16 protein-coding genes and 1 pseudogene are annotated in these 23,408 nt (G+C 45.1%); 1 reads left to right on the top strand and 16 read right to left on the bottom strand.

Features of this window, described 5'->3' with window-relative positions; genetic code table 11:
* Positions 1 to 65: 65 nt before the first annotated feature.
* The 9 genes from A8L45_RS09785 to rnt all read right to left on the bottom strand — a co-directional run bounded on the left by A8L45_RS09785 (position 66) and on the right by rnt (position 16,481).
* On the bottom strand, positions 66 to 1,388 hold the full coding sequence (locus tag A8L45_RS09785) for a Na+/H+ antiporter family protein (protein WP_068901719.1): 1,323 nt from the start codon (positions 1,386 to 1,388) through the stop codon (positions 66 to 68).
* Positions 1,389 to 1,573: 185 nt separating this feature from the next.
* On the bottom strand, positions 1,574 to 4,075 hold the full coding sequence (locus A8L45_RS09780; protein ID WP_083228285.1) for a VolA/Pla-1 family phospholipase: 2,502 nt from the start codon (positions 4,073 to 4,075) through the stop codon (positions 1,574 to 1,576).
* 27 nt (positions 4,076 to 4,102) lie between these two features.
* Positions 4,103 to 5,344, bottom strand: coding sequence for an outer membrane protein transport protein (locus A8L45_RS09775; RefSeq protein WP_068901716.1), 1,242 nt, complete (start codon positions 5,342 to 5,344; stop codon positions 4,103 to 4,105).
* Positions 5,345 to 5,640: 296 nt separating this feature from the next.
* Positions 5,641 to 8,010, bottom strand: a complete 2,370-nt coding sequence (locus A8L45_RS09770) for a hypothetical protein (RefSeq protein ID WP_068901715.1) — start codon at positions 8,008 to 8,010, stop codon at positions 5,641 to 5,643.
* Positions 8,011 to 8,035: 25 nt separating this feature from the next.
* Positions 8,036 to 9,280, bottom strand: coding sequence for an outer membrane protein transport protein (locus A8L45_RS09765; RefSeq protein ID WP_390335697.1), 1,245 nt, complete (start codon positions 9,278 to 9,280; stop codon positions 8,036 to 8,038).
* Between the two features lie 287 nt (positions 9,281 to 9,567).
* Positions 9,568 to 12,303, bottom strand: coding sequence for a hypothetical protein (locus tag A8L45_RS09760; protein WP_068901712.1), 2,736 nt, complete (start codon positions 12,301 to 12,303; stop codon positions 9,568 to 9,570).
* A 13-nt stretch (positions 12,304 to 12,316) separates the two neighbouring features.
* The gene (locus tag A8L45_RS09755; RefSeq protein WP_068901710.1) at positions 12,317 to 13,603 is read right to left on the bottom strand and encodes an OmpP1/FadL family transporter; all 1,287 of its coding nucleotides are present in this window, start codon (positions 13,601 to 13,603) and stop codon (positions 12,317 to 12,319) included.
* Positions 13,604 to 14,190: 587 nt separating this feature from the next.
* Positions 14,191 to 15,465, bottom strand: a complete 1,275-nt coding sequence (locus A8L45_RS09750; RefSeq protein ID WP_068901708.1) for an outer membrane protein transport protein — start codon at positions 15,463 to 15,465, stop codon at positions 14,191 to 14,193.
* Positions 15,466 to 15,794: 329 nt separating this feature from the next.
* A complete protein-coding gene (gene rnt / locus A8L45_RS09745) occupies positions 15,795 to 16,481 on the bottom strand; it encodes a ribonuclease T (RefSeq protein ID WP_068901706.1) in 687 nt (228 codons plus the stop codon).
* Positions 16,482 to 16,683: 202 nt separating this feature from the next.
* Here rnt and motY point away from each other — a divergent pair, with 202 nt between their 5' ends.
* Positions 16,684 to 17,553 (top strand): flagellar protein MotY, encoded by an 870-nt coding sequence (motY, locus tag A8L45_RS09740; RefSeq protein WP_068901831.1) that lies wholly within the window; start codon positions 16,684 to 16,686, stop codon positions 17,551 to 17,553.
* 29 nt (positions 17,554 to 17,582) lie between these two features.
* On the opposite strand, the gene gloA is transcribed toward motY, so the two are convergent.
* The 7 genes and pseudogenes from gloA to A8L45_RS09705 all read right to left on the bottom strand — a co-directional run.
* Positions 17,583 to 18,005 carry a lactoylglutathione lyase gene (gloA, locus tag A8L45_RS09735; protein WP_068901704.1) on the bottom strand — a complete coding sequence of 141 codons (423 nt, stop codon included), beginning with the start codon at positions 18,003 to 18,005 and terminating at the stop codon, positions 17,583 to 17,585.
* Between the two features lie 199 nt (positions 18,006 to 18,204).
* Positions 18,205 to 19,185, bottom strand: coding sequence for a LysR substrate-binding domain-containing protein (locus A8L45_RS09730; RefSeq protein ID WP_068901702.1), 981 nt, complete (start codon positions 19,183 to 19,185; stop codon positions 18,205 to 18,207).
* Between the two features lie 702 nt (positions 19,186 to 19,887).
* The gene (nth, locus tag A8L45_RS09725) at positions 19,888 to 20,568 is read right to left on the bottom strand and encodes an endonuclease III (RefSeq protein WP_175401963.1); all 681 of its coding nucleotides are present in this window, start codon (positions 20,566 to 20,568) and stop codon (positions 19,888 to 19,890) included.
* Between the two features lie 130 nt (positions 20,569 to 20,698).
* The gene (locus tag A8L45_RS09720) at positions 20,699 to 21,391 is read right to left on the bottom strand and encodes an electron transport complex subunit E (protein ID WP_068901699.1); all 693 of its coding nucleotides are present in this window, start codon (positions 21,389 to 21,391) and stop codon (positions 20,699 to 20,701) included.
* Complete coding sequence (gene rsxG, locus A8L45_RS09715; protein WP_068901697.1) at positions 21,388 to 22,020, bottom strand: electron transport complex subunit RsxG; 633 nt, start codon at positions 22,018 to 22,020, stop codon at positions 21,388 to 21,390. Before rsxG ends, A8L45_RS09720 begins: the two co-directional genes overlap by 4 nt.
* Positions 22,017 to 23,075 carry an electron transport complex subunit RsxD gene (gene rsxD / locus A8L45_RS09710; protein ID WP_068901694.1) on the bottom strand — a complete coding sequence of 353 codons (1,059 nt, stop codon included), beginning with the start codon at positions 23,073 to 23,075 and terminating at the stop codon, positions 22,017 to 22,019. Before rsxD ends, rsxG begins: the two co-directional genes overlap by 4 nt.
* 2 nt (positions 23,076 to 23,077) lie before the next feature.
* Positions 23,078 to 23,408 (bottom strand): annotated as a pseudogene (locus tag A8L45_RS09705) (electron transport complex subunit RsxC); the annotation flags it as partial.

The raw sequence follows: 23,408 nt of genomic DNA, 5'->3' as shown, positions 1-23,408 counted from the left end.
CAATTGTCACTGCTAACAATTAAGTACTTTTTTGCTCAGTCACGCTCTACGCTTCTTAACAATAACTAAAGCACCATAGCGGCAATCCAACCGAAGATAATGAGCGGTAGATTGTAATGGACAAAGGTCGGTACGACGGTGTCCCAAATATGATCATGCTGGTTGTCAGCATTGAGGCCTGACGAGGGGCCGAGCGTAGAGTCCGAAGCCGGAGAACCAGCATCACCCAATGCTGCTGCGGTGCCAACTAATGCCACTGTGGCCAAAGGTGAAAAACCAAAAGCCAGTGCCAAAGGCACATAGATGGTGGCGATGATCGGTATTGTTGAAAACGACGAGCCAATTCCCATGGTGACAAGCAAACCCACCACCAACATCAAGAGTGCTGCTAGCGGCTTATTATCACCGATAACCTCAGCTAATGAGCCTACCAGTGATTCCACACCGCCTGTCGCTTTCATTACGGCAGCAAAACCTGCTGCAGAGATCATAATAAAACCAATCATTGCCATCATGTGCACGCCACGAGTAAACACATCCTGTGTTTCAGACCATTTGATCACGCCACCGAAGGTGAAGACCATAAAGCCTGCAAGTGCACCGACAATCATCGAACCTGAGTAAAGCTGAACACAAAGTGCGGTAGCAATAGCGACTACTGCGATCCACAAATGTTTTGAGTTGTAGGTCTGCTGTTCGACATTATCTTTCTTGGGCTGTTTTTCAACATATTGACGAGGTTGTTTGTACGAGATAAACACCGCTGTCAGTAATCCAAATACCATACCGGCTGCCGGAAGTAGCATGGCTGTCAATACGTCGCTTCCGACAACATCCAACCCATTATCATGCAAATTTTTCAGCAGGATATTGTTGAGGAAAATACCGCCAAAACCAACAGGCAAGACCATGTAAGGTGTGATTAGACCGAACGTGAGCACGCAGGCTACGAGACGACGATCCATGTTGAGGCGATTAAATACCTCTAGTAATGGTGGGATCACAATCGGGATAAAGGCGATGTGGATAGGTATCAGGTTCTGTGATGATACTGCCAGCAAGCCAAGCAGCAGTAGAACAGAGTATTTTACGGCTGTTGAGGCAGTTTCGCTGTCCTCCCCCCTTAATTTCCTCACCACAGCGTTAGCGAGTTTATCAGTAATACCTGAACGGCTGATAGCAACAGCAAAGGTGCCCAGCATGGCATAACTCAAAGCGATAGTTGCACCGCCTCCCAACCCGCCCTCGAAGGCAGAAATCGTGTCAGTGATACTCAGACCACCGAGTAAACCGCCTAGTACGGCACTGAATGTAAGTGCAACGACAACATTCACCCTCATCAGGGCGAGTGCCAGCATCACACAAACGGAAATGACAACGGGGTTCATTCAGTTTTTATCCTTTTTTGTTCCGAATCGAGTACGTGTCGACACAATTTATTGCGGCAATAATCACAAACGAATGTAAAGAGGAACACAGTTTGCTGAAAATTGTGAGTTTGTCGAGAGAGATTTTGAAATTTGTGCAGAAAAAAGCAAAGGCCAGCGAATGCTGGCCTTTAAAGAAACAATAATTATTGTTCTAACGTAGCTTGAGAGACCACTTTAAATTCATCAATACCACTAAGGAATTGCCCCAACTCCTGTTGCATTTCCATTGTGTGCGCCATATCCACAGGGAGTGCTTCTGGAGCTTTATAGTGTGACGGTGCAATAACTGTTGAGTGTAAAGCTGTTTCGTTGAATTTAACAAAGTGTTTATTACCGGAAACCTTGTCAAAGTTACTCTGGGTAATATTTGTCAAACCCAGCTTTTTCGCCATTGGAATGCTACCTGCGTTTGGATTGGATGCAACAGCATTGGGCACGGTGTTGTCATTCTCAGCCTGCAGCATGTAAATCGGCAGCTTAGCCAGAACATCGGACGTTTTGTCTTCAGTGTCTTTAAGGCTAGACATGCTGTACGGATCTATCGTATCCAGAACCGTTTGTGTGGCAAAAGTAAACTGAGAGAAGCTCTTATCAAGTTCTGCTTTCAGAGGTGCCCATTTAGAATTTGGTGTTGCGGCTACTTCAAAAGCATTAAAGCAGTTTGCAACATCAGTGGCTTTTGAACATTCTGACGGGTTTTGTGCCATAAATGCCCTGTACGCATCCTGTCGTTGCGCCAATAAGCCTTTTATCAAAGGACCATAATTCTGGGAGCCCATAAGAAGACTTGCTATGTTTCCTCCCGAGTTAGCCGTAGCGATGCGGGAAAATGCGAAAAGGCCATCTGCTTTTGCATTGAACTTTTGATTGGCTGCAGAAACCGTGCTCATTCCTGTAATGCCACCCAAGGAATGGCCGAAAAGGGCAGGGGCGTGAGTTAATGTGTTATCTAACGCTTGCAGTGGGGTGCCGTTTAGTTGCTTTTTCGACTGAGCCGTTGCTATTGCTGCTCTTAGTCCAAGGTTATCTAATACACTCTGGCGAATGTTATCCCGTGCCACCGGCAAGTGCGTAAGATTTAGATAGGCCGTGACATCAACATTGGCAGAGCGCCTGTCGTCGAGGCTTCTCACGCCATGTAGCGGTTGATCAATGACCATCAGCGCGATGTTTTTATTATGCTGACGAGCTGAGTTTATAATGCCCGTCGCAGCCGCATAAGCATTTTCCTTAGACGAAGTAATACCATGCTGGTAAATCACTAGCTTTAATGGCTCGTTTGCTAATGGGTCTTTCGGCATAAAGACTAAGAAAGGAACGTTTTCGACAGACTTTATTTGTGGAATAGGACTGTAACGGCCTACTTCCCTGTCACTGTCAAGGCGTGTTCCGTCCATCTTTAATAAATCCACGCCAACAAGCTTAGCTGCCTCTTCTGGATCGATGAGCTTGGATGGATCAATGTTTGCTTTTTTCAGTTGTCTGCCAAGAAACGCCTTTTCTAGCGGATCATCGCCTTTCAGGATGTGAGCAATTTTAGCAACACTTGGCATCGCCGAGGTGAATGGCGTAGAGTTCCAGCCTTTTGGGCTTTTATCTAGGAAGTATGGAAGATCCACTGTCCCTTTTACGACCTCTATCTCGCCAGCAGCCTTAGCTATCGAGTAGGCAAGTAAAAGATTTTCCACTGTTTCCTGTTTGTTTTGAGCGATAAATTTCAAGAAATTAGTGTCATCTCTTAATGCTGTCTCAAAGTCTACTGCATCACTGTCAACAGTGACGTGATATAGATTTGTGACATCAACATCTTTTGCAATAGCGTTGCCTTTCCATACCGACGTGAAGTCGCCCACTGACAGGCCTTTTGCAATGGCCGCTTTCGTTGCGCCGACAACCGAACCCACTGATTCTGTACTAAACCAGCTAGAGTAAATGATGTCTTTTGCCTTGAATTCCGCACTGTTTGACGCCAGCAATTTTTCGCTTTTATGGACAATCGGCTGAGCATCTTTTAACTGAGCAATTGGCGTTGGTAGTGATGATTTGAGTGTGGCGTAAGATTGCGTCATACCAACCGCTTTACCATTTTCATCTTTTAGCTCATTGGTAATGGCGAACATATAGTTACTGCTCGGGTTCAATGGCTTTAATGGCTGTGCGATAACGGTATTGCCATTGACGATGGCCAGTAAATAGTCTTTGTTTGGTTCCAGTTCGCGAACAAACGTGGCGTTTGTAATCGAATCAGAACTGCTCACCTCAATCAGGCGGAAACTGCGGGCACCTAAAGAGTTCCTGTCGAGCTTCTTACCGTTAAACTCAACCTGAATTGGCGTCGTCGTTCCCCAACCGTCAGTGCTGTTCATTGCCACAACGGGGTTATCGATGCCTTTAGAGTCATTTTCGCCAACGGGTAACCCCAGCGTGCCATCTGTTTTGTCCATCAAGATAAAAGAGGGAATCGGCACCGCTTTTTTATCACTTAACAGGTCGAAAGCCACTTTGGTTTCTGCTTTCAGGCTCTCGGTAATGTAGGTTTCCTGTTTTGCACCTGTTACCTCAGATTCACCGCCACAGGCCGCGAGACCGATAGAGGCCGCTACCATCAAGGCAATCAATTTTTTATTCATTTTTACATCTTTCATTGTCTGTTTATCCAAAACTTACTGAAGTTAGAAGCTGTAGTTAGCCTGAATGCCAACAACCGTCGCTGAGCCTGAAGCGGTGAAACTGCGTTCTGCCAGTTGCTCGCTGCCGCGTTCTTTAAAGTGACTTTCTTTACTGGCGATGTATGACACGCCGGCATCAACAGAAAGTTTTGGAGTGTATTGATAGGTGGCACCTGCTGAATACCAGTAGCGATCGGTATCAGGAATGCTCAGAGTGGATTTACCAGCCTGCTCGTCGAAAGCGAAACCTGCACGTAATGTCCAGTCGTTGTTCAGGGTGTAAGTTGAACCCATCGACCAGCGAATCGCATCATCGTATTTCTCAGATTTCTGGAAGCATACGCCGTTAGCCTTGTCACATTTCGGGCTGGTAGCTTTAAGCTCTTTGAATACGCTCCAGTCTGTCCACATCACGCTGTAATGCAGTGCCCATGTTTTGTTTAACTGCTGGAAGCCAGAAAACTCAATAATCGCAGGTAGTTCAATGTTCAGGTCGGCATTCACAGTGCCACCGCCAGTGACTGAGCGTGCAGCATGATCTGTGAATTTGCCGTCTTTGAATTTCAGTTGAACCGGTGAACGGTAAGACAAACCAAAACGAATATCCTGATCAACTTCGTAAAGGGCACCAATGTTGTAGCCTGCCGCGAACGTACTGCCTTCCATGGTGATCATTTTGCCTGACGGGTTTGCCAGATTCAGTTCACCAAAGTGACGGTTCAGTTCCGCTGTTGCATACACCAAGTCCAGTCCTGCACCCAGACTGAGATTCTCGTTAACTTTGTACGCCACTGCCGGGTTCAGGTTAACGCTGGTGAGGTTGGTGTCACCTGCCATGTATCCTGTCAGGAAGTTATCTGGGTAGTCGGTCCCTACGCCGTAAACTGTGTATAGACCAATACCTGCTGAGAATTTGTCATTAACTGGTGCAACGAGGTAGCCGGCCGGAACTAATGGTGAAGGGGCAACATTGTTTGCGTTTTGTTTTAGCGTGTTGTCAGTAACATTGATATCTGTGAGCACGGCCTGAATTGCACCAGATGCTTGCATGTTGTCAAACTGAGTCATTGACGCTGGGTTTCGTGCCATGACAGATGCGTTGTCAGCCATTGCTGCTTCACCCGCAAACGCACGGCCGAGGCCAGATGCTGAGTGTTCAGATACCTGGAAGCCTGCACTGTAAGCTTGAGTGGAAACGAGAGCGATAGTTGTCGCCAGAATACTTCTTTTCATGATGCGAGACATGAGTCCTCACTAGATTGTTTTTTTGCTGTTTTTTGCAACAGAAATTATTTTTATGTGATGTTATTCGGTAAAACGGCCGCTAGCTTACCACTATTCTCAGTAGTGAACTGGTCGGATCATCAAAGATACAAAAAGTTAAACTGTTACTGAGATCGAAAAACTTTAGAAAAGTTAATAACTTTACTGATATGTGGTGCTGGATTTATAGAAGTGAGGAACATTGTTAGGCGAGTGGGTAACGCTTGATAAAAAAGGCCAGACAAATCTGGCCTTGTTAAGTAGGTAACGCTTACCTTTTATCTCTCGGTATCAAGAATACTGGTCTCAGTGACCGTGATGTCATCGGTTGTGATGAAGGTTCTCATCTGGGTTTGCATTTCAGTATTTACGTTGGCATTTTTTGTGTCAGCCAGTAAGGAACCATGTGTCCCCTTATTGAAGAGTGCGACATAGTTACTTGTTTCAATTGAGGATGTGGCGCTGAGAATAGAAAATACACTACCGTTTTCATTAATGACATCGGTTAACGGTTTTGCACCGCCAAAGGGCGAATAAGGAATTTCTGTACTCTGTTGGTTGAGCTTATACGGGATAACTTTGTCTTGCTTGACGATTGTCATGTAAGCAGGCAGTGATCCGGTCGCATACACAATGTGGTTAATTGGGTCAACGGTGTCCAGCACCGTCTGTGCAGCAAAAGCAAACTGTGAGTATGCGTCAAAGGAAGACATATTTGAGTCTTTTCCTTGGTCGATTTGTGCTTTTACCGTTGGGCCGAATGATTGCGAACCGAGGAGTAGATACGGTATCCCTGAACCCGGGTTGGCAAATTGCGCTTTGGTTATTTTTGACAGGGCAGCTTCAGGCGCATTATCAGTGTCAAAATCATTAGCAATGGCGACCATATCGATACCCGACATTGCCCCCAATGAGTGACCGATAAAATTGACGCCGCCGTTGGTAAAGGTGAGTTTGTTGAGTGGCTCAGGGATTCTGGGGTCAGAAGCGTTATTTCCAAGTCCGATGAGTCCGACTGCAATGCGTAAACTGACTAAATCCGCGACCGACTGACGAATGTTATCTCGGCCTACAGGTAAATATTCTAGGTTCATAAACACAGTGGCATTGCTTGCATCCGCAATGGTTCCGTCTGCTAAAGCACGCTGGCCATGGAGTGGGAAATCGATGGCTAATAGAGCCATACAGCTTTTAGTCCCTATTTCTTTAGCCAGTGCTAACACCACCTCCTTCTTAGATGTAATGCCATGCTGGAAAATCGTCACTGGAATGTTATCAGTGCATATGGACTCTGCGGGTAACGCCAGTAAGTAATTAACGACTTGAATTTCTTTGAGCTGTGGCAAGGGACTATATTGTGATATCAGTCGTTCGTTATCTAATCGTGACATATCCGCCTTAAGCAATACCTCACCGAATAAAGCAGTCAACACGCGCTTCTGAACAGTCTCATCGGAGATTATATTCGCCAAATCTGATGCCTGTAGGGGAATGTTTTTTTCCTCTGCTTTACTCAAGATTTGGCTAATAATCGTGTTTCTGTCTTTTGACCCTTCTTTTATCGCATTAACAACTTTAGCCAAGCTCGGTGTGGCGCTTTGCCATGGCGTTTTTTGCCATGCTTTGTCACTTGTTCCTGTCTCCAGAAAGTAAGGAAGATTAACCTTTCCTCTCCATACTGTGACACCTTCTCCCAAGTTAGCTGGGTCATCGTAAGGTGCTGATAGGAAAGGGGTAATATTGTCGGGTTTTTGTATTCTGAATAATGTTTGGAGATCCGCAGACGAGATGTTATTTGGGTTTGCTGTCCCTTTCCACAATGCAGCTGGGTCTCTGTTGTTATTCACTGCGTCTAGAGTAAGCAATGCTGCTTGTTTGGCTCCTTTCAGGACAGCACCGGCTGAGGCGGTAGGGAACCAACTCGAATATATAATTTCTTTAGCGGTAAATGCAGCACCGTTTGAGACCACGCCTTCGGTAAGTTTAATCGCGGGCTGGAGGTCTTTGATCGCCGAAACAGTCGTTTGCTTTTCCGATTTGAGTTCGGCGTAGGCAGACGACATACCCACAGGGTTACCTTTGGCATCCGTCAGTTTGTTTGATACTGCAAACATATAAAAGCTTGAGGGGTTGAGTGGTTTCAGCGGCTGAAATATCAGTGAATTTTTCCGTGTGAAAGGTAAATAGTCATTGCCCGGTTGCAGTGTTTTTACAATCGTCGGTGAACCTGTAAGCGGACTGGTTGTCTCCACTAATCGATAGGCACTCGGCGAAACACTAGCGGATTGAGCAAGGTCATTACTGAATGCGATAACAATGGGTGATGTTACACTCCAGCCGTCCGTGGCGTTCATTGCCACGATAGGGTTATTTATGCCCTGAGAGCTGGTTGCGCTAACTGGGATGTCCAGTGTGAAGTCTTCTCTATCAAGGAAGATGAAATTGGGTAATGGGACATTTTTATCGGCACCCAATAGTGCAAAGTTCACTTTCGTATCGGCTTTCAGGCTTTGTTCAATGTAATCTTCGTATTTGGGAACCGTGGGATCTCCAGTCAGTTCTGCGTCGCCCCCGCAGGCTGTCAACACAAGAGTTGACAGTAATACCACCACATTCATTCTTCTCAGCGATATATATTTTGTCTGCATAGTTGTACTCCGTTAATACTGATGCTTAGAAGCTGTAGTTGACTTGAGCGGCAACGATGTATGCCTTTCCTTTTGCACTGTATTTACTGGTGCCAGCAACCTTACTGGTTTCAGTAAATGTTCCATCTTTGCTCGAAACAAGCGTCAAACCCGCATCAAACGAGATGTCCGGTGAATATTGATAGGTAGCACCGGCGGAATACCAAAATCTATCTGTGTCTGGAATACTCAGCGTTGATTTACCTGCCTGTTCATCGAGAGCGAGACCCGCGCGTAGTGTCCATTCATCGTTCAATGTATGCGTGGTTCCCAGTGACCAACGTACAACATCGCTATATTCCTCTTGTTTCTCAAAACACACGCCACCTGTTGACGCACAGGCTGAACCTGTCGCTTTCAATTCGGTAAATTCACTCCATTCCGTCCACATTGCACTGTAATGTACAGCCCAAGACGGATTAAGCTGATGGAAACCAGAGAATTCGAAAATAGCGGGGAGAGTGACTTTAAGATCAGCATTGACTGTACTTTTGGATGACAGCACATTTCCGCTGTTATCGGTAAAGTCGCCATCCTTGAACTTTAATTGGACACCAGAGCGATAACTCGCGCCAAAGCGGTTGTCAGCATCTACTTCGTAGAGAGCCCCTAGGTTGACACCCCAGCCAAATGTTTTGCCTTCCATTGAGATAAGAATGTCTGAGGGTTTACTGGTTGAGATCACAGCACCCTTACCAAAGTGCCGGTTGAGTTCGGCAATGGCATAAACAACATTGAGACCGGCACCGACAGTCAGGTTTTCATCAAGTCGATAAGCAACCGCAGGGTTCAAGTTAACACTCACCAGCTTCGTATCACCGGATATGTCACCTGCTGCGAAATCATCCGGATAGTCGGTGCCTACACCGTAAACGGTATATAGTCCGATACCTGCTGAGAGTTTTTCATTGATAGGCGTGACGTAGTAGGTACCGGGGACGGCCTCAGTCGGCGCAATATTTGATGCTTGCTGATTATTGGTTTCGTCTTTCACGTTGATGTCAGGCGAAACAATATGGATTGCACCCGATAGCTGCGATGTATCGCGGGTGATCATGGTGGCTGGATTCCGTGCCATGGTGGACGCATTGTCAGTCATTGCCGCTTCACCTGCATATGCTCGGCCAAGCCCAGATGCAGAGTGTTCAGACACCTGAAAACCTGCACCGTGAGCGGAGAGTGTGAATGCGGAGAGAGCGAAAGTTGTTGCAAGACGCCGATAATTCTTTATGGCCATACTGCCTCACTACTATAAATAACGATTTTATGGATTTCAGCAAACAGAATAAGAAGCAGGGTGAGTGCTCCCAATAGGAGAGATATCGTCCTGATTTAGCTTACAGATCCGTGCTTTATAAAGTGTTACTTAAGGAATTTAGTCGTTTTCCCATAGTTGGAAGGGCTAATATATGAGATTAAGCAAGTAATAAGCGCTAAGTGTCAGCGTTTATTGAGGATGAAACACGAAGGCCAGCAGATGCTGGCCTTCTTTTGACTCTCAGTAGTCGTAATATCTTGTCATTCCTGAAGGTATTGAGTCGGCACACCATCGAAAGAGTGATCATCACGAATGAGAAACTCTAGCACGGTTGTCTGCATATGCCCGCTATGGGGCTCATCATCAGGAGATGACTGGGCACCAATAAATGTCAGGTGATCCGCAACTCCTTCATATTTGACAAAGTTTCTATCGCCCTGTGGAAGAGCGAAAGGCATATTACCCACTAACGCGGTTGGTGAATTCTGGTCTACGATATTCATTCCAAGACTTTTCGCCAATGCTCTGGAGCCAGCGAAAGGTGCAAAATCAATATTCGTTGGTTTGGTGTTGTCACTTGCCACCTCTTGCAAATAGATAGGTAAACCATCAAGTACTTTATTACCATCTTCATCAGTAATACCAGTAATAGTGACAGGGTCGATATTATCCAGTGATGTTTGAGCCGCGATTCCGAACAAATCGAAACTGCCCTCGACCTCTGTGGCTACTGCTGCCAGATCAGCATTGTTACCGGCCTGCTTCTCAAACTCGTCATAACACTTAGCAACATCTTTCTCGTCGCCACATGCAAGTGGATTATCCTCAATGAATTTTTGGTAACCCGCGCTGAGGGTGGCAGCGACAATATGTTTAACCAGACTCTGGTATTCCTCTGAATTAATGAGTATCAGAGGCACCTGTGAGCCGGTATTGGCGAGTGCGAGCTTGGAGAAAGAGAAGCGGTCATCGTAGAGCTCACCAAGTTCACCACCCAGTGATTTGTTACCATACACGGCAGTATGTGTTGCATTGACTCCACCAAATGAGTGTGAGACTAATGATGGTGGGTTAACGGCTAAATCCTCTAAATTTTCTAATGGTGTACCATCAAGTTCACGCTTTTCCTGAGCAAGGGCTAATCCCAGCCTTAGACCTAGATTATCAAAAGTACTTTGCCTGAAATTGTCTCGACCAACCGGAAAGGCTTGAAGATTTAAGTAGAGCGTTGGTTCTTCACTCGTGCATTGTTCATCTGATATGCAACGATCACCATGTAATGGATGATCAATCGCGATCAACGCTATATTTTCATCATTTCCTCTCAACCAAGTGAGATCGTTACCTTGCCCTGACAGCAGTCCAATAATTTCTGACACTCCTGGAATTGCACTGATTGCTGCAACAAGATTACCGATAACAGGTGGAAGGGTAGGCAAGCCAACAAATCTCGGTGCTATGGCCATCGCGGCTTCTTTAGATGCGGTGATCGGGTGCTGAAAAATGATAAGTTTGACCGGTTTATTGGGATTGAATTTTTTCGGAGTGAAGAGTAAAAATTTGACGTCTTCCAACGCTTTGATTTTTGGAATCGGATTATAACGGGTCACGACCTTCACTGTACTTTGCGCCGCACCGATACCACCATATGCCGCTTTTTCAGTGACAATAGTTTCAATCGGTTCGCCGTTGTCGAGGACCATCTCTAATCCCATCAACTTAAGCAGTGCCTCATTATCGTCTTCTAATGTTGCAAGCTGACTCATGTCGATACCGGCTTTTACCAACTGTTTGGTTACGGCCGCTTTGTCCTCTAACTCACCTCTTTCTAAAATATAACGTACGGTGGCAAGGTTTGGCGTTGCCCGCTCAAATGGAGTAAGGGGAATTTTGTCCGGTATGGTTTCGAGGAAGTAGGGTAACTTAATCGTACCCGGTGTGATATTAAGCTGTGTCCGGAGATTGAAAAGGTTAATAATGGGAATGTTTGGGTTACCGATTGTATTAAGAAGACCGTACGCTTCAACAAGCCTTTCTTTCAGGCCCTCATCATCGATATCTACATATGTTTCGAAGTTCGTATCTCTTCTCACATAACGTAAGAAATCTGTCGTCGTGCCAAATTCCATTTTGTAGGCGTCTGAAAGGTCGACATTTCTAGGGTTAGACGCTCCTTTCCATATCCGCTCAAGTCCACCTCTTTCTAACCCTTTTACAATGGCTAACTTTGTGTGTTCCGTTGTTTCACCAATAGATTGGGTGGTGTAAGCCATCGAAAAAACGACATTTGAAAGATCAACCTCAGAGTTGATATCAAACATTGATTGGTTAAGTTTTCTGATTATGCTGCTGACACGGTTAAGCCTCTCTCCCAGTCCAAGGGTTACTCCCCCAGCGAGTGTTGCATAAGCCTGAATCGAACTGATAGGGTTACCACCCTCATCCAAGATCTCATTCGTGATCGCATAGAAATAATCTGTTTTGGGCTTCAATACCTGAAGAGGTTGAATAACAAGGTTTTGACCACGGGTATAGGCTTCAGCGGGAATACGAGTCAGTACAGGCGAGCCCTCTTCCATACTTCTATCTAATTCGTAGAGGTAAAAGCCCCTGTCTACTCTTCGCTGTTCAGGACCAAATCCGGTACCAAGGAACTCGACAAAAATGTAACTACTCAATCCCCAGCCATCAAGGCTACTTAGACCAAGGTAAGCATTATCAAGCTCAATAGATGAAGCAAACTCTCTCGGCGCATTTATCGTCCCATCTATGGCATCTTGAATGATAAAAGAGGGGAGTGGTAAGAATTCTTCCGGGCCGCTAAGCACGAAATTAACACGTGTTTTTCCGCCAAGGTTAGATTGGATATCAGGGCTGAGGTTACCAATAGTTGGGTTCCCACTTAACCCTCCCTCTTCGCATCCAGACAGGAAAAAAATGAGGCAGAATAAAACACCAATGAAAGAGTGATTTTTCTTGTTGTGGTTCAGTTTCATAATATTCGCATCCTTACCAGAGGTTGTAGTTCATCTGAAGACCGAACAAGAGGCCCTGACGTTTCAACGTGAATGGTTTTGCATTGTCCTGAATATCGATTTGGTCAAAATCGACTTTTCCTCCGTAACGGAATGACAAGCCTGAATCGAAAGAGAGTTGATCTGAGTACTGGTACGTTGCGCCAAGGCCAACGCGAATAAGGTCGGTATCTGGTGTGATCATTGAAACTTGCTTCGCCGCTGCCTGACCGTAACGAACACCGCCTCTGAATGTCCATTCATCATCGAAATAATGAGTCAAACCTGCAGCATAGGTAACTGTGTTTTTGAAGGGTTTATTATCGAGTAAACATATACCGATATTTTCGTCTTTATCATTAAACCGGCATACATTTTTGCCTTGGTCTGTTGCGAGGAAACCTGTAAAGGTTGCCCATCTGGTCCAGCTCACATCATAGTGGACGGCCCAGTCTTCGGTAAATCTGTGATAACCAGAAAACTCAAGTGTCGGAGGTATATCAAGTTCGAGGTCTACTTTGGTTTTACCTCCTCTTTCTGGAATAAAGCGACCAGTGATGTCTTCAAAATCACCATCTTTAAACTTGAGTGCAATCCGGTTTCTGTAGGCAAGACCAAATCGATTATCTTCATCAACCTCGTAGACAAAACCGAGACTATATCCAATACCAAAGGTGTCTGTACGTAGAAGTATCGCTCGGTCTGAAGCCTTAAAATTGTTGTCAAAGACTGTGCCTGCTGAGCCAATATTCCGAGCGACTTTTATCGTGCCGTAGATAATATTCAGTCCAGCACCGAAACTTAGCTGCTCGTCATAGCGATATGCGACTGCCGGGTTAATATTCAGGCCAATAATTCTTGTGTGTCCGCCCATGTCACCAACAGCAAAGTCATCTGGGTATAAAATCTCAATACCGACTGGCGCATACAAACCGATGCCTGCGCTAAAAGAGCTGTCAATTGGGGTAACAAAATATGCAGCTGGTGCAGCTTGTATAGGGACAATACTGTCAGCCGTCTGGTTGATTTCAAGATTCGTCACCCGGATATCTTCTTTAACCGCAACAAAAACACTCGAAAGCTGTGGGGCTTCTATCAATGTCATTGCGGCAGGGTTTCTTGCTATGACTGCAGCGTTATCAGCTATGACGGCTTCACCAGAGTGAGCTCTACCGAGGCCGTTTGCCGAATACTCGTCCAATGCAAATCCGGCGGCATTGACCTGTTGTGAAAGAAAGAGGAACACGCTGGAAATCAGCAGTCCTTTGTTGATGTCTGTCATTTCGCCTCTCTAATATTCCCTTCGGGTTTCCAATTTTTATGATTTTATTTTTATAATTTGCTTTTTTATTATTTTGAGGCGAGTTTCAATCATCCCCAATAATATTATTTTTGTGCTTATTGTTATTCGCTGAGTAACTATAGTTGTGACTCTTGATATTTTGCTAAATTTGCCATTTTTTCTAATTAAAACAATGGTTTAATTGGTTATTTTTAGTATAGCAATACCATAATTTTGTTTTGAGCATAAGCTCTAATTATTTATTAACTTAATGTTATATATATTGATTGTATTAATCATTGATATAAATTGAGATCAAAATTGTTTGATTCTCAATAATGAGAGCTTTATATTTATCTAATAAAATATTTTCGGTTGCTTAAATAATCGTGATAAATATCATTATTAGATGAAACGAATATAATTAATGTCTCTTATTTAAGAAAATTTTTATGCGCACTTGATTTTATATAAAAGCTTTTGGGTGGGATTATTTTGGAAGTAAATTCAAAGGACTATAAAAATATTGGCTGACAAAAATGTCAGCCAATATTTGCATAAGATTTTATTCAATTAGAAAATGATAATTAGAAATTATAATTGGCTTGTAGAGCAAATATCAGAGCAGTTGATTCTGACATGAAACTTGCCTTCAGTGCTGGATTGCTAGATGTCAGCACTTCTTCTCCTTGTTCAGCATCACTATCTACATAGGCCATCCCTGCATCAATAGTGAATTGTGAGCTAAGGCCCACAGTTGCCCCCAAGCTGTAACGCATCCGGTCTGCGTCAGGAATACTCATGGTGCGATATTCTTGTTGGACCGGAGATTGGTCAAGGGCTATGCCACCGCGGATTGTGAGCATATCGCTAACACCATATGTCAGGCCTACAGAGTATTTCCAGCTATCTTCCCATTTCTCGTCTTTCTGCAAACAAATACCGTCTTGGCAGCCTGTGCTGGTGGCTCTTAGCTCCTGAAACGAATCCCAGCCCGTCAGGGCGGCAGTATAATGTACCGCCAGTGCTTGATTAAGCTGGTGGTAACCGGACAGTTCTATTAACTCTGGCAGTTCAATCTTGAGCTCAGCATTGGTTGGCTGAAGATTAGAGCTTAAGCCCTTAAAATCACCGTCAAAGGTCAAGTCAACCCGACTCCGATAGCTAACTGCAAATCGGTTACTGTCATTAAGTTGCCATAATGCGCCGACATTCCAGCCGAAGCCATTTGCATCGCCTTCAACTTCAACAATTTTTGTTGTAGCCGTCGCCCCTAGACCGGGAATTTGGACATTGATACCGTTCGCTAATACTCCGGCAGTACGGACCATCTTCGCATCAGCTTTCACATAATTAACACCGGCACCAACACTGATAGCCTGATTTACTTTGTAGGCTCCGTAGAGATTTGCATTGATTGTAGTCAGCGATGTTTCACCTGTTTGCGCCCCGGCTGGCGAGTCGCTTGGAAATTCGGTCGTCGTTCCATAAAACGAGCCGAGAGATACCCCAACAGCGAGGCTTTCGTTAAGAGGGCTGGCATAGTGGAAGTTAGGGACCAAGCCATCTTGAGCTACCGATTCATGATTGAAAGTCTGCCCGGTTGTCAGAGAGCCTGAGATATCCACTTGTGGGCGAACAAATGTCAGCCCGCCTGATACGCCTGCATTGTCCAGCAGGGATAGGGCTGCCGGATTTCGTGCTCCAGCAGCGGCACTGTTTCCGATGGCACCTTCTCCAGAGTTCGCGCGGCCAATGCCTTCAGCAGACTGATAAGTAATTTGAAAACCTGCACCATAGGCTTGAGCGGAAGCCAGTATGATTGCAGTTGAGAGCATGCTTTTCCTTAGTATTCTTTTCATTTCCGCCTCTTCGTCACTGCTAAGTTATTAGTGAACGTCACTGTTAAATTGGTCTCCAAGATGTTGGAGCGAACAAAAAAACGACAGATTAGCTGCCATATGAAAATATAGATGCAGTTTTTTTACACAACGGTTGAAGATTTAGGATGTGTGATGACGAATGTCTTTGAGGTGAGATATCAGTCTTTAAAATGGACGAGAGTCACGAAAAAATAGGTGGGTGGGTCGAATAAAATAAAGGATAAACTGTAATAATCGACCCATAAGCGGGCAAGTCGTTGTTTTTTGAGAGACGAGGTTACGCTGCCAAGATGGCTTGTAACATTATTTTACGCTGTAGTGCCCTCATTGCCTTCTTCATTGTTCTCTTCACTGACCGCTGCTGGCAGTGGCCATCCACCGAGCCGCTTCCAGCGATTAACGATTTCACAAAACAACTCTGCTGTTCTCTCGGTATCATATAAGGCTGAGTGAGCTTCTCGATTATCAAAGGGTATATCTGCTGCCTCACAGGCTTTGGCAAGTACTGTTTGCCCCAGCGCTAAACCACTTAAAGCCGCGGTGTCAAACGTCGCGAACGGGTGGAAAGGGTTGCGCTTCAGCTTTGAGCGCTCAGCGGCTGCCATGACAAAACTATGGTCAAAGGTCGCATTGTGAGCGACCATAATTGCTCGCTGACAACCTTGGTCTTTTTGACCTTTGCGAATCATTTTGAATATTTCTTTCAGGGCATGCTCTTCATCGACCGCGCCCCTCAATGCACTGAACGGATCATGAATACCGTTGAAATCAAGCGCTGCTTTTTCGATATTTGCACCTTCAAAAGGCGTAATATGAAAGTGCATGGTCTGATCGGGACTTATCCAGCCATCTTCATCCATTTTCAGTGTTACTGCACAGATTTCCAGCAGAGCATCTGTTTTCGCATTGAAACCCGCGGTTTCAACATCAATGACGACAGGGAAATATCCACGGAATCTTGCTTTAAGAGAATTGAGGTTTGCTTCTTGGCTCATAAGTAATTGTGTGAAAATGGATTCATTAATAAATAGGCGAGCATTATGTCAGAAGCACGATGCTAGCTAAAGTAGAACGGGTAAAATGACCCGTTAGGATGCTAAAATTGTATTAAAGAAATACGCCGTACGACCGATAAACTGGGAAAGAGAAATTAAAGGTGATGGCATTGTCGTGTTCGTGACGAGAAATATAAAAAAAATGACGATGACACTTATGGTGTCAGCGTGTGCCGTTTTCTCCATGCCAGCGATGGCAATCAAATATTACGGAGCAGCGCCGCTTGAGTCTCGCTGGTCTGTGACGGTGGACACGCCCCTAGAATGCCAAATTGAACATACCATTCCAAATTACGGTTTGGCTGTGTTTCGTTCCAAAGCCAGTAAAAAAATTAACCTGGGCTTTGAGCTTGAAATGCGCCGGCCAATGGGCAAAACAGCTAACGTTGCGCTGGTGTCAATGCCGCCAATATGGGCACCCGGTGATCAGGCAAGTTATATTGAGCGATTAAAATTTTATAAACAATTTAATGGTTATATTGACGGTCAGGCGGCATGGACCATGTTGTCTGAGCTTGAACATGGCCGGTATCCAACATTTAGTTTTCCTGAATGGCAAAGTCGAGGTGAAAGAGTGAACGTGGCCTTATCGGCAGTTTCATTTCAACAGACATACAATGCCTTCAATGCCTGTGTATCACGCCTTTTGCCATTTTCATTCGAAGATATTGCGTTTACTGTTCTTCACTACCGTGAGTCAGGAGATGATCTGGACCACGACTCCCTCGCTAGAATTGAAAATATTGCTTCTTTTATCAAAAACAGCCCGGATGTGAGTCTGGTATTGTTAGCGACATATACCGACGGGAGAGGAGCAAAAGTGGTGAATCAGAAAACGTCCGAGAAGCGGGCCAAATTGCTGAAAGAATATTTCATCGAACTAGGCCTGCCAGAGGATAGGGTCAAGGTTCAGGCTTACGGTGAAAGAAGACCGATAGCTGACGATTCATCCCCAGTCGGGCAACATAAAAACCGCCGTGTAGTTGTGTCGTTGGAGAGATCAACCATCTAAAAAAACGCCTCGTGAAGAGGCGTCTTTTATCACTTTTCAGTACCGAGGCCTTTTGAGGCACTTTTCAGCTGAATGAGCTCAATTTTATAGCCATCAGGGTCTTCAACAAATGCTATCTCAGTGGTACCGCCTTTCACTGGCCCCGGTTCGCGTGAGATATTTGCCCCTGCTGCCCTAATGGCATCACATGTCTTGTAAATATCCTCAACGCCAATTGCTATGTGACCAAAGGCATTGCCATGATCATAATCTGAGGTACCCCAGTTGTATGTTAGCTCAATGACTGCACCATGAGATTCATCTCCGTAACCAACAAATGCGAGTGTATATTCATATTGTTTGTTTTCGCTCTTGCGGAGCAGCTGCATTCCCATTACGTCTGTGTAGAAAGCGATTGATTTGTCTAAATCACCCACACGAATCATTGTATGAAGCACACGACCCATTGCCATTTCATTCTCCTTTCAATAGCGATTTTTTGCTGCAGTATATCAATATTTTAAACCTAAGAGACTTGAAAATACCTTTTCAAATAAATCAATTATGCGCTTAACACCATTACAGATTTTGTCGTGTAAGGCATTTTTATGGGAGTGATTAATATATCGTTCACCCTCCTTTTTCTGCGATTACTCAGGCGTCCCAATCCGTTTAAACCATTTCATTATTCGATTGGACGGATCCGTTGAACTGATTCTCTGGAAGAGTCAACTTAGGGTTATTGGTCTTCTGATCAGTTATCTGGCCTTTTAGCCAATCACTGAAAACTTGAATGCGTTGACGACGGGGTGAAACCTTTTGGTAAAGTAATGAGTATTGCACGCCGGGCAACAACTCAATATCAAAAGGTCTAACCAGCAGCCCTCTATTGATTAGCTCCCTGGATAGACTCTCTGTCGCCAGGCACATTCCGTGACCTGTTGTCACCGCATTTAATGCCATGTCAAAGGCGGGTACCTCAAGGAATTGAAGCTCTTTGTCTCTCCAGTTCACACCCGCTTTTTCAAACCATTGAGACCAAATAAAGGATCGAGAGTTAACCCCATGTACCAAAAGGCAATCGAGTACCTGTGCGGGGTCGGTAAACTTCATTGATGCTGCCAGTGATGGTGAACACAACGGAAATACTGCTTCACTGTAGAGCGGCTCGCAGGCAATCCCATCTTCAATGTCTCCTTTTTCAATCACACCCTGACGAATCGCCATGTCAGCTTCATCATGAAGAAGATCAATGTTCTTCCTGTCGGCGTGCACTCTGAGAGAGATGGATGGAAAGTAATGAGTGAACTGCCATAGGCGGGGCATCAACCATAAGGATGCAAACGCGGGTGGGGCATTAATTGTCAGCACACCTTCAAGCGGCTCACATTGCAGCATTGAAAATCCCGACAGAATTTCATTGAACCCTCTGGTTGTTGATTCAAATAATTTCTGTCCGGGAGATGTCAGGCGCATTTCTCGACCGTGACGAAAAAACAGCTTCACGTCGAGGTTTGCTTCCAGCGCCCTTATCTGCTGGCTGACCGCAGCTTGTGTAACATTAAGCTCAAGTGCTGCTGCACTATAACTTTTTTTTCTGCCTGCCGCTTCAAAGTATCTTAAGGCGGCTAGGTGCCGGAGGTTCTTATCCATAAGCCTCACTTATTTTCGATGTAAGAAACAATCATTGGTTGTGGAAGCAAGAGGAGTCCAAGATAGCAGTCAGAAACAAGAAAACACAGGTGAGGATCTGATGATAAATGTTAATTTAACCGCAATTCCACAGAAAAATAATTTACGCTGTCTGGTATTCACAATCAGTTTTAATTGGTCGAAGTGGCGACCAATTTTGCGTAGAGGAGAACCTAACTATCATCCCCTTGATCATAGTGAACACCTTGCCCGTGATATAAACATAGAAGGAAAAAGTGCTTATCGACGAACTGATTATTTGAGGTTTTTGTGAGGAGCTGGCGTTAAAAAATTCCTTAATTAAAATAACTTATCGTTTTTGATTACCAAGTCGTTTTGGACAGTAAGTGAGGTTAATTTTCTGCATTTGTAAGTCGAGTAATTCGGTTAACACTGAGTGGCCTTTGTCAGCTTTAACCGTCCAACCAAAAACCCAAGCTTATAATTCTATTGAATACTATGTGAGGTTTGAAAGCGCTTCGATTCAACGTAAAGGGCTACTCGGTCAAGCGCCCAGTATTGATGACATGAGGAAGTTCGCAAAGCGCTTGGTGCTCAGTGTTGCGTCATAAAACATCGATTGCGCATACACTGGCTCTTTTAATGACTCACTACATGATTTTTGTGTCTCTATATAATTGCGTTGTATAGTAAGCCATTAAACTACTTATTCTTTTTCGCCTTGGCCTTTAAAACTTCATTAATAAATGACTTACGTCCATACTGTCGCGTGATTATACATTTATCTAAATCAAAGCCTCTTGCTGGGCAATACTCTCGGCCGTAGTAGATTATTTGCAGATGGAGATCATTCCATTTTTCTCTCGGGAATAGTCTCTTTCCATCACGTTCTGTTTGCTCAACACTCTTACCGTTAGACAAGCCCCAGCGGTACATCAAACGATGAATGTGTGTATCGACTGGAAAAGCAGGTACGTTGAAGGCTTGCGCCATCACCACAGAGGCGGTTTTATGACCAACACCTGGCATCGCTTCAAGATCTTTAAAGTTCTGTGGTACTTCGCCGCCGTGTTGGTTAATGATCATCTCTGAAAGGTGCCATATACCTTTCGACTTCATCGGTGATAAGCCACATGGCTTGATGATCTCTTTAATTTCATCAATGGTCATTTTAACCATGTCATATGGATTGTCGGCTTTAGCAAATAGCTTAGGCGTAATTTGATTTACACGTTCATCGGTACATTGAGCAGATAATAATACAGCAACCAGTAAGGTATATGGATCTTGATGGTCGAGAGGAATAGGAACTTCTGGGTATAGCTCATCGAGTATATTGATAATTGCTTGAACTTTCTCTTTCTTGCTAATAGGGGAGCTCATGCCACCAACCTTAAAAGTAATCTGGTTTCGTTATCTGTGCGCCGATGAAGTTCAGTTTAATGGTGAGGCCTCTGGCCTCAACATCTTTACATCCGAACCCATTTGTCATTATTTATGATGCTTTTCGGCATTAATTCACTGAGGTTACACGCGCTCTCTCAATGGCGACTTTTTCTTTTGGTGCTTTGCTGGCCTGGCGTTGGTCAATAACATTTTTTATTGCTATCAGAAATCCAACAGCGAGAAAGGCCCCAGGAGGTAGCATTGCCAATAAGAATGCGCTGTCAAAATGGAAAACTTCAACGCGAAGCGATGCTGCCCATGGGCCAAGCAATCTATCCGCACCATCAAATAAGGTGCCGTTACCAATGACTTCACGAATTGCGCCGAGAACAACCAGAGCGCCAGTCATGCCCATACCCATCCAGAAACCATCCAATGTGGCGAGATAGGGGGTGTTTTTTGAGGCAAAAGCTTCAGCGCGGCCAATAATAATGCAGTTGGTGACGATAAGAGGAATAAAAATCCCTAGAGATTGATAAAGCCCATACGCGTAGGCATTCATCAATAACTGTACGCAAGTTACCAAAGACGCAATGATCAAGACGAATATCGGTATCCTGACTTCTTTCGGTACCCAGTTGCGACATATCGATACCGTCAAGTTTGAGCCGACGAGTACCAGCAGAGTAGCCAAACCAAGACCCAGAGCATTCACCACTGTGGCTGAAACGGCGAGTAATGGACACAAGCCGAGTAACTGGACCAGTGCGGGGTTGTTACTCCAGAGACCATTTTTTATCAATTCTTTGTGTTGGCTCATTCATTCTCTCCACAATTAAGTGGTTGTTTTACAATTTTATCTCTGTTGCTAATCATGAACCATGCTGCATTTCGGCTGGCTTTAACTACGGCTCTCGGTGTAATGGTTGCCCCAGTAAACTGGTCGAACTGCCCACCATCTTTTTTTACTCTCCAGCTTGGGTCTTCGCCATTCAGGACGCGTTTTCCAGTAAAGCGATAAATCCAGTCTGACACATTAGCTTCAATTTTGTCTCCCAGTCCCGGGGTCTCGTTGTGTTTAAGTACACGCACACCCGTGACGGTATCTTTATCGTCTACAGCAACCAGAATTTTAATCGCCCCGCTGTATCCATCAGGTGCAATCGCTTCTACTGCCATACCAGACACTTTATCACCCTTTCTGGCGATGTAGAGCGGCCGAGCTTCATTTCCACCAAGGAGCGGGTCAGTCACCATAGTGCAACTGTTTGCCAGCGAATTATCATGTGATGTTTCTGGCAACACCTGATTAAGTTGTTGCAACAAGTGCACTTGTTCCTGTTGAGCAATCTTTTCTGAGGTGAATGAGTCAGTGACTGCGACCAATGCTGTCGCGGCAAGACCCGCCAGAGCCAAAATAGCCCCATTTTTGCCCATCGCTTTAATCATGCCCGACCCCCTTGTCCGTAAACATCTGGTTTCGTGTAGTAGTCAATAAGAGGGACACACATATTGGCAAGTAGAACGGCAAAAGCGACACCGTCTGGAAAGCTGCCAAACGTACGAATGAGATAAATCAATAAACCAATTAGCGCACCAAATACTAACCGACCTTTGTCAGTAGTTGACGCTGAGACCGGATCCGTAGCGATGAAAAATGCACCCAGCATTGTCGCACCAGAGAAAAGGTGAATGATAGGTGATGCGACGCCGTCTGGACTGATGACAAAGCCTATCAGACTGCATAGGAAAAGACTTGCCAGCATAGCAATAGGGATGTGCCAGCGAATAATGTTCCTTTGGAGCATGAATAGACCACCTAGCAGAAACGCGAGGTTAACCCAGCTCCAGCCCAATCCTGCAAACATACCAAAGACAGGCTCGCTCAGCGCCTCAGAGACTGTTCTACCTGAATTAAGCGCAATTTTAACGGTATCCAGCGGCGTAGCCATGGTAGTACCATCGACGGTCTGGCGAAGTTGTTGGACACTAAAGCCATCAATGCTGAAGCCTGTAAATATGGAGTACGCTGTATCTAAAAAGCTGACATGTTCCGGAAGCAGAGAGGCTTCTGGCATCCAGCTTGTCATATGTGCAGGGAATGAAATAAGCAGTACGACGTACGCGACCATGGCGGGGTTGAAAAGATTTTGTCCAAGGCCTCCGTATAAGTGTTTCGCTACAACAATTGCAAACAGAGTGCCTATGACAGCCAACCACCATGGGGAAAGAGGAGGAATAGCGATCCCAACTAGCACACCTGTTAGCAACGCTGAATTATCACGTACTGTTCTGATAACTGGACGTTTACGAACCAACATTAGTGCCGCTTCGGCAACTACAGCAGTGAGAGCAGCGATAGCGGTTTGTATTAAGACCCCCCATCCAAAAAAGTAACAGAGTGCAGCAATACCGGGTATGGCGCTCATGACAACGGTCATCATGATATCACTGGTGCTTTTTCGACTGTGGCTGTGGGGACTACTGGCGATAAAAAATGCCACTATTACTCTTCCTCGTTTTTCGTTTTTGCCTGCGCAGCTTTGCGTGCTTTGGCTCTGGCAATGGCAGCAGCGACAGCCGCCTTTTTGGTGTCATCAGCGGTATCAGTACGAGCAGGTTCTGTAACTTGATCTACATCATTCTGTGCCTGTTGTGCGGCCTTGCGTGCTTTGGCTCTGGCAACGGCAGCAGCGACAGCAGCCTTCTTGGGATCTTCAACTGTTTCTGCTAACTCAGGCTCGTTGTTCTCAGCGTCAGCGTTTGCCTGCTGAGCGGCTTTGCGTGCTTTGGCTCTGGCAACGGCAGCAGCGACGGCAGCCTTCTTGGGATCTTCA

It is taken from the genome of Veronia pacifica (assembly GCF_001707825.1).
In the GTDB taxonomy this organism is placed as follows: domain Bacteria; phylum Pseudomonadota; class Gammaproteobacteria; order Enterobacterales; family Vibrionaceae; genus Veronia; species Veronia pacifica.
The sequence above is the reverse complement of the archived record's forward strand: the minus strand, read 5'-3'. Positions and strand labels throughout refer to the sequence as shown.

What these genes read in the sequence shown, in the direction of transcription:
- A8L45_RS09750 (WP_068901708.1), bottom strand. Translation starts at nt 15,465, where the DNA reads ATGAAAAGAATACTAAGGAAAAGCATGCTCTCAACTGCAATCATACTG.
- rnt (WP_068901706.1), bottom strand. Translation starts at nt 16,481, where the DNA reads ATGAGCCAAGAAGCAAACCTCAATTCTCTTAAAGCAAGATTCCGTGGA.
- nth (WP_175401963.1), bottom strand. Translation starts at nt 20,568, where the DNA reads ATGAGCTCCCCTATTAGCAAGAAAGAGAAAGTTCAAGCAATTATCAAT.
- A8L45_RS09760 (WP_068901712.1), bottom strand. Translation starts at nt 12,303, where the DNA reads ATGAAACTGAACCACAACAAGAAAAATCACTCTTTCATTGGTGTTTTA.
- motY (WP_068901831.1), top strand. Translation starts at nt 16,684, where the DNA reads ATGACGATGACACTTATGGTGTCAGCGTGTGCCGTTTTCTCCATGCCA.
- A8L45_RS09720 (WP_068901699.1), bottom strand. Translation starts at nt 21,391, where the DNA reads ATGAGCCAACACAAAGAATTGATAAAAAATGGTCTCTGGAGTAACAAC.
- A8L45_RS09770 (WP_068901715.1), bottom strand. Translation starts at nt 8,010, where the DNA reads ATGCAGACAAAATATATATCGCTGAGAAGAATGAATGTGGTGGTATTA.
- rsxG (WP_068901697.1), bottom strand. Translation starts at nt 22,020, where the DNA reads ATGATTAAAGCGATGGGCAAAAATGGGGCTATTTTGGCTCTGGCGGGT.
- A8L45_RS09785 (WP_068901719.1), bottom strand. Translation starts at nt 1,388, where the DNA reads ATGAACCCCGTTGTCATTTCCGTTTGTGTGATGCTGGCACTCGCCCTG.
- A8L45_RS09755 (WP_068901710.1), bottom strand. Translation starts at nt 13,603, where the DNA reads ATGACAGACATCAACAAAGGACTGCTGATTTCCAGCGTGTTCCTCTTT.
- A8L45_RS09730 (WP_068901702.1), bottom strand. Translation starts at nt 19,185, where the DNA reads ATGGATAAGAACCTCCGGCACCTAGCCGCCTTAAGATACTTTGAAGCG.
- A8L45_RS09780 (WP_083228285.1), bottom strand. Translation starts at nt 4,075, where the DNA reads ATGAAAGATGTAAAAATGAATAAAAAATTGATTGCCTTGATGGTAGCG.
- A8L45_RS09775 (WP_068901716.1), bottom strand. Translation starts at nt 5,344, where the DNA reads ATGTCTCGCATCATGAAAAGAAGTATTCTGGCGACAACTATCGCTCTC.
- gloA (WP_068901704.1), bottom strand. Translation starts at nt 18,005, where the DNA reads ATGGCAATGGGTCGTGTGCTTCATACAATGATTCGTGTGGGTGATTTA.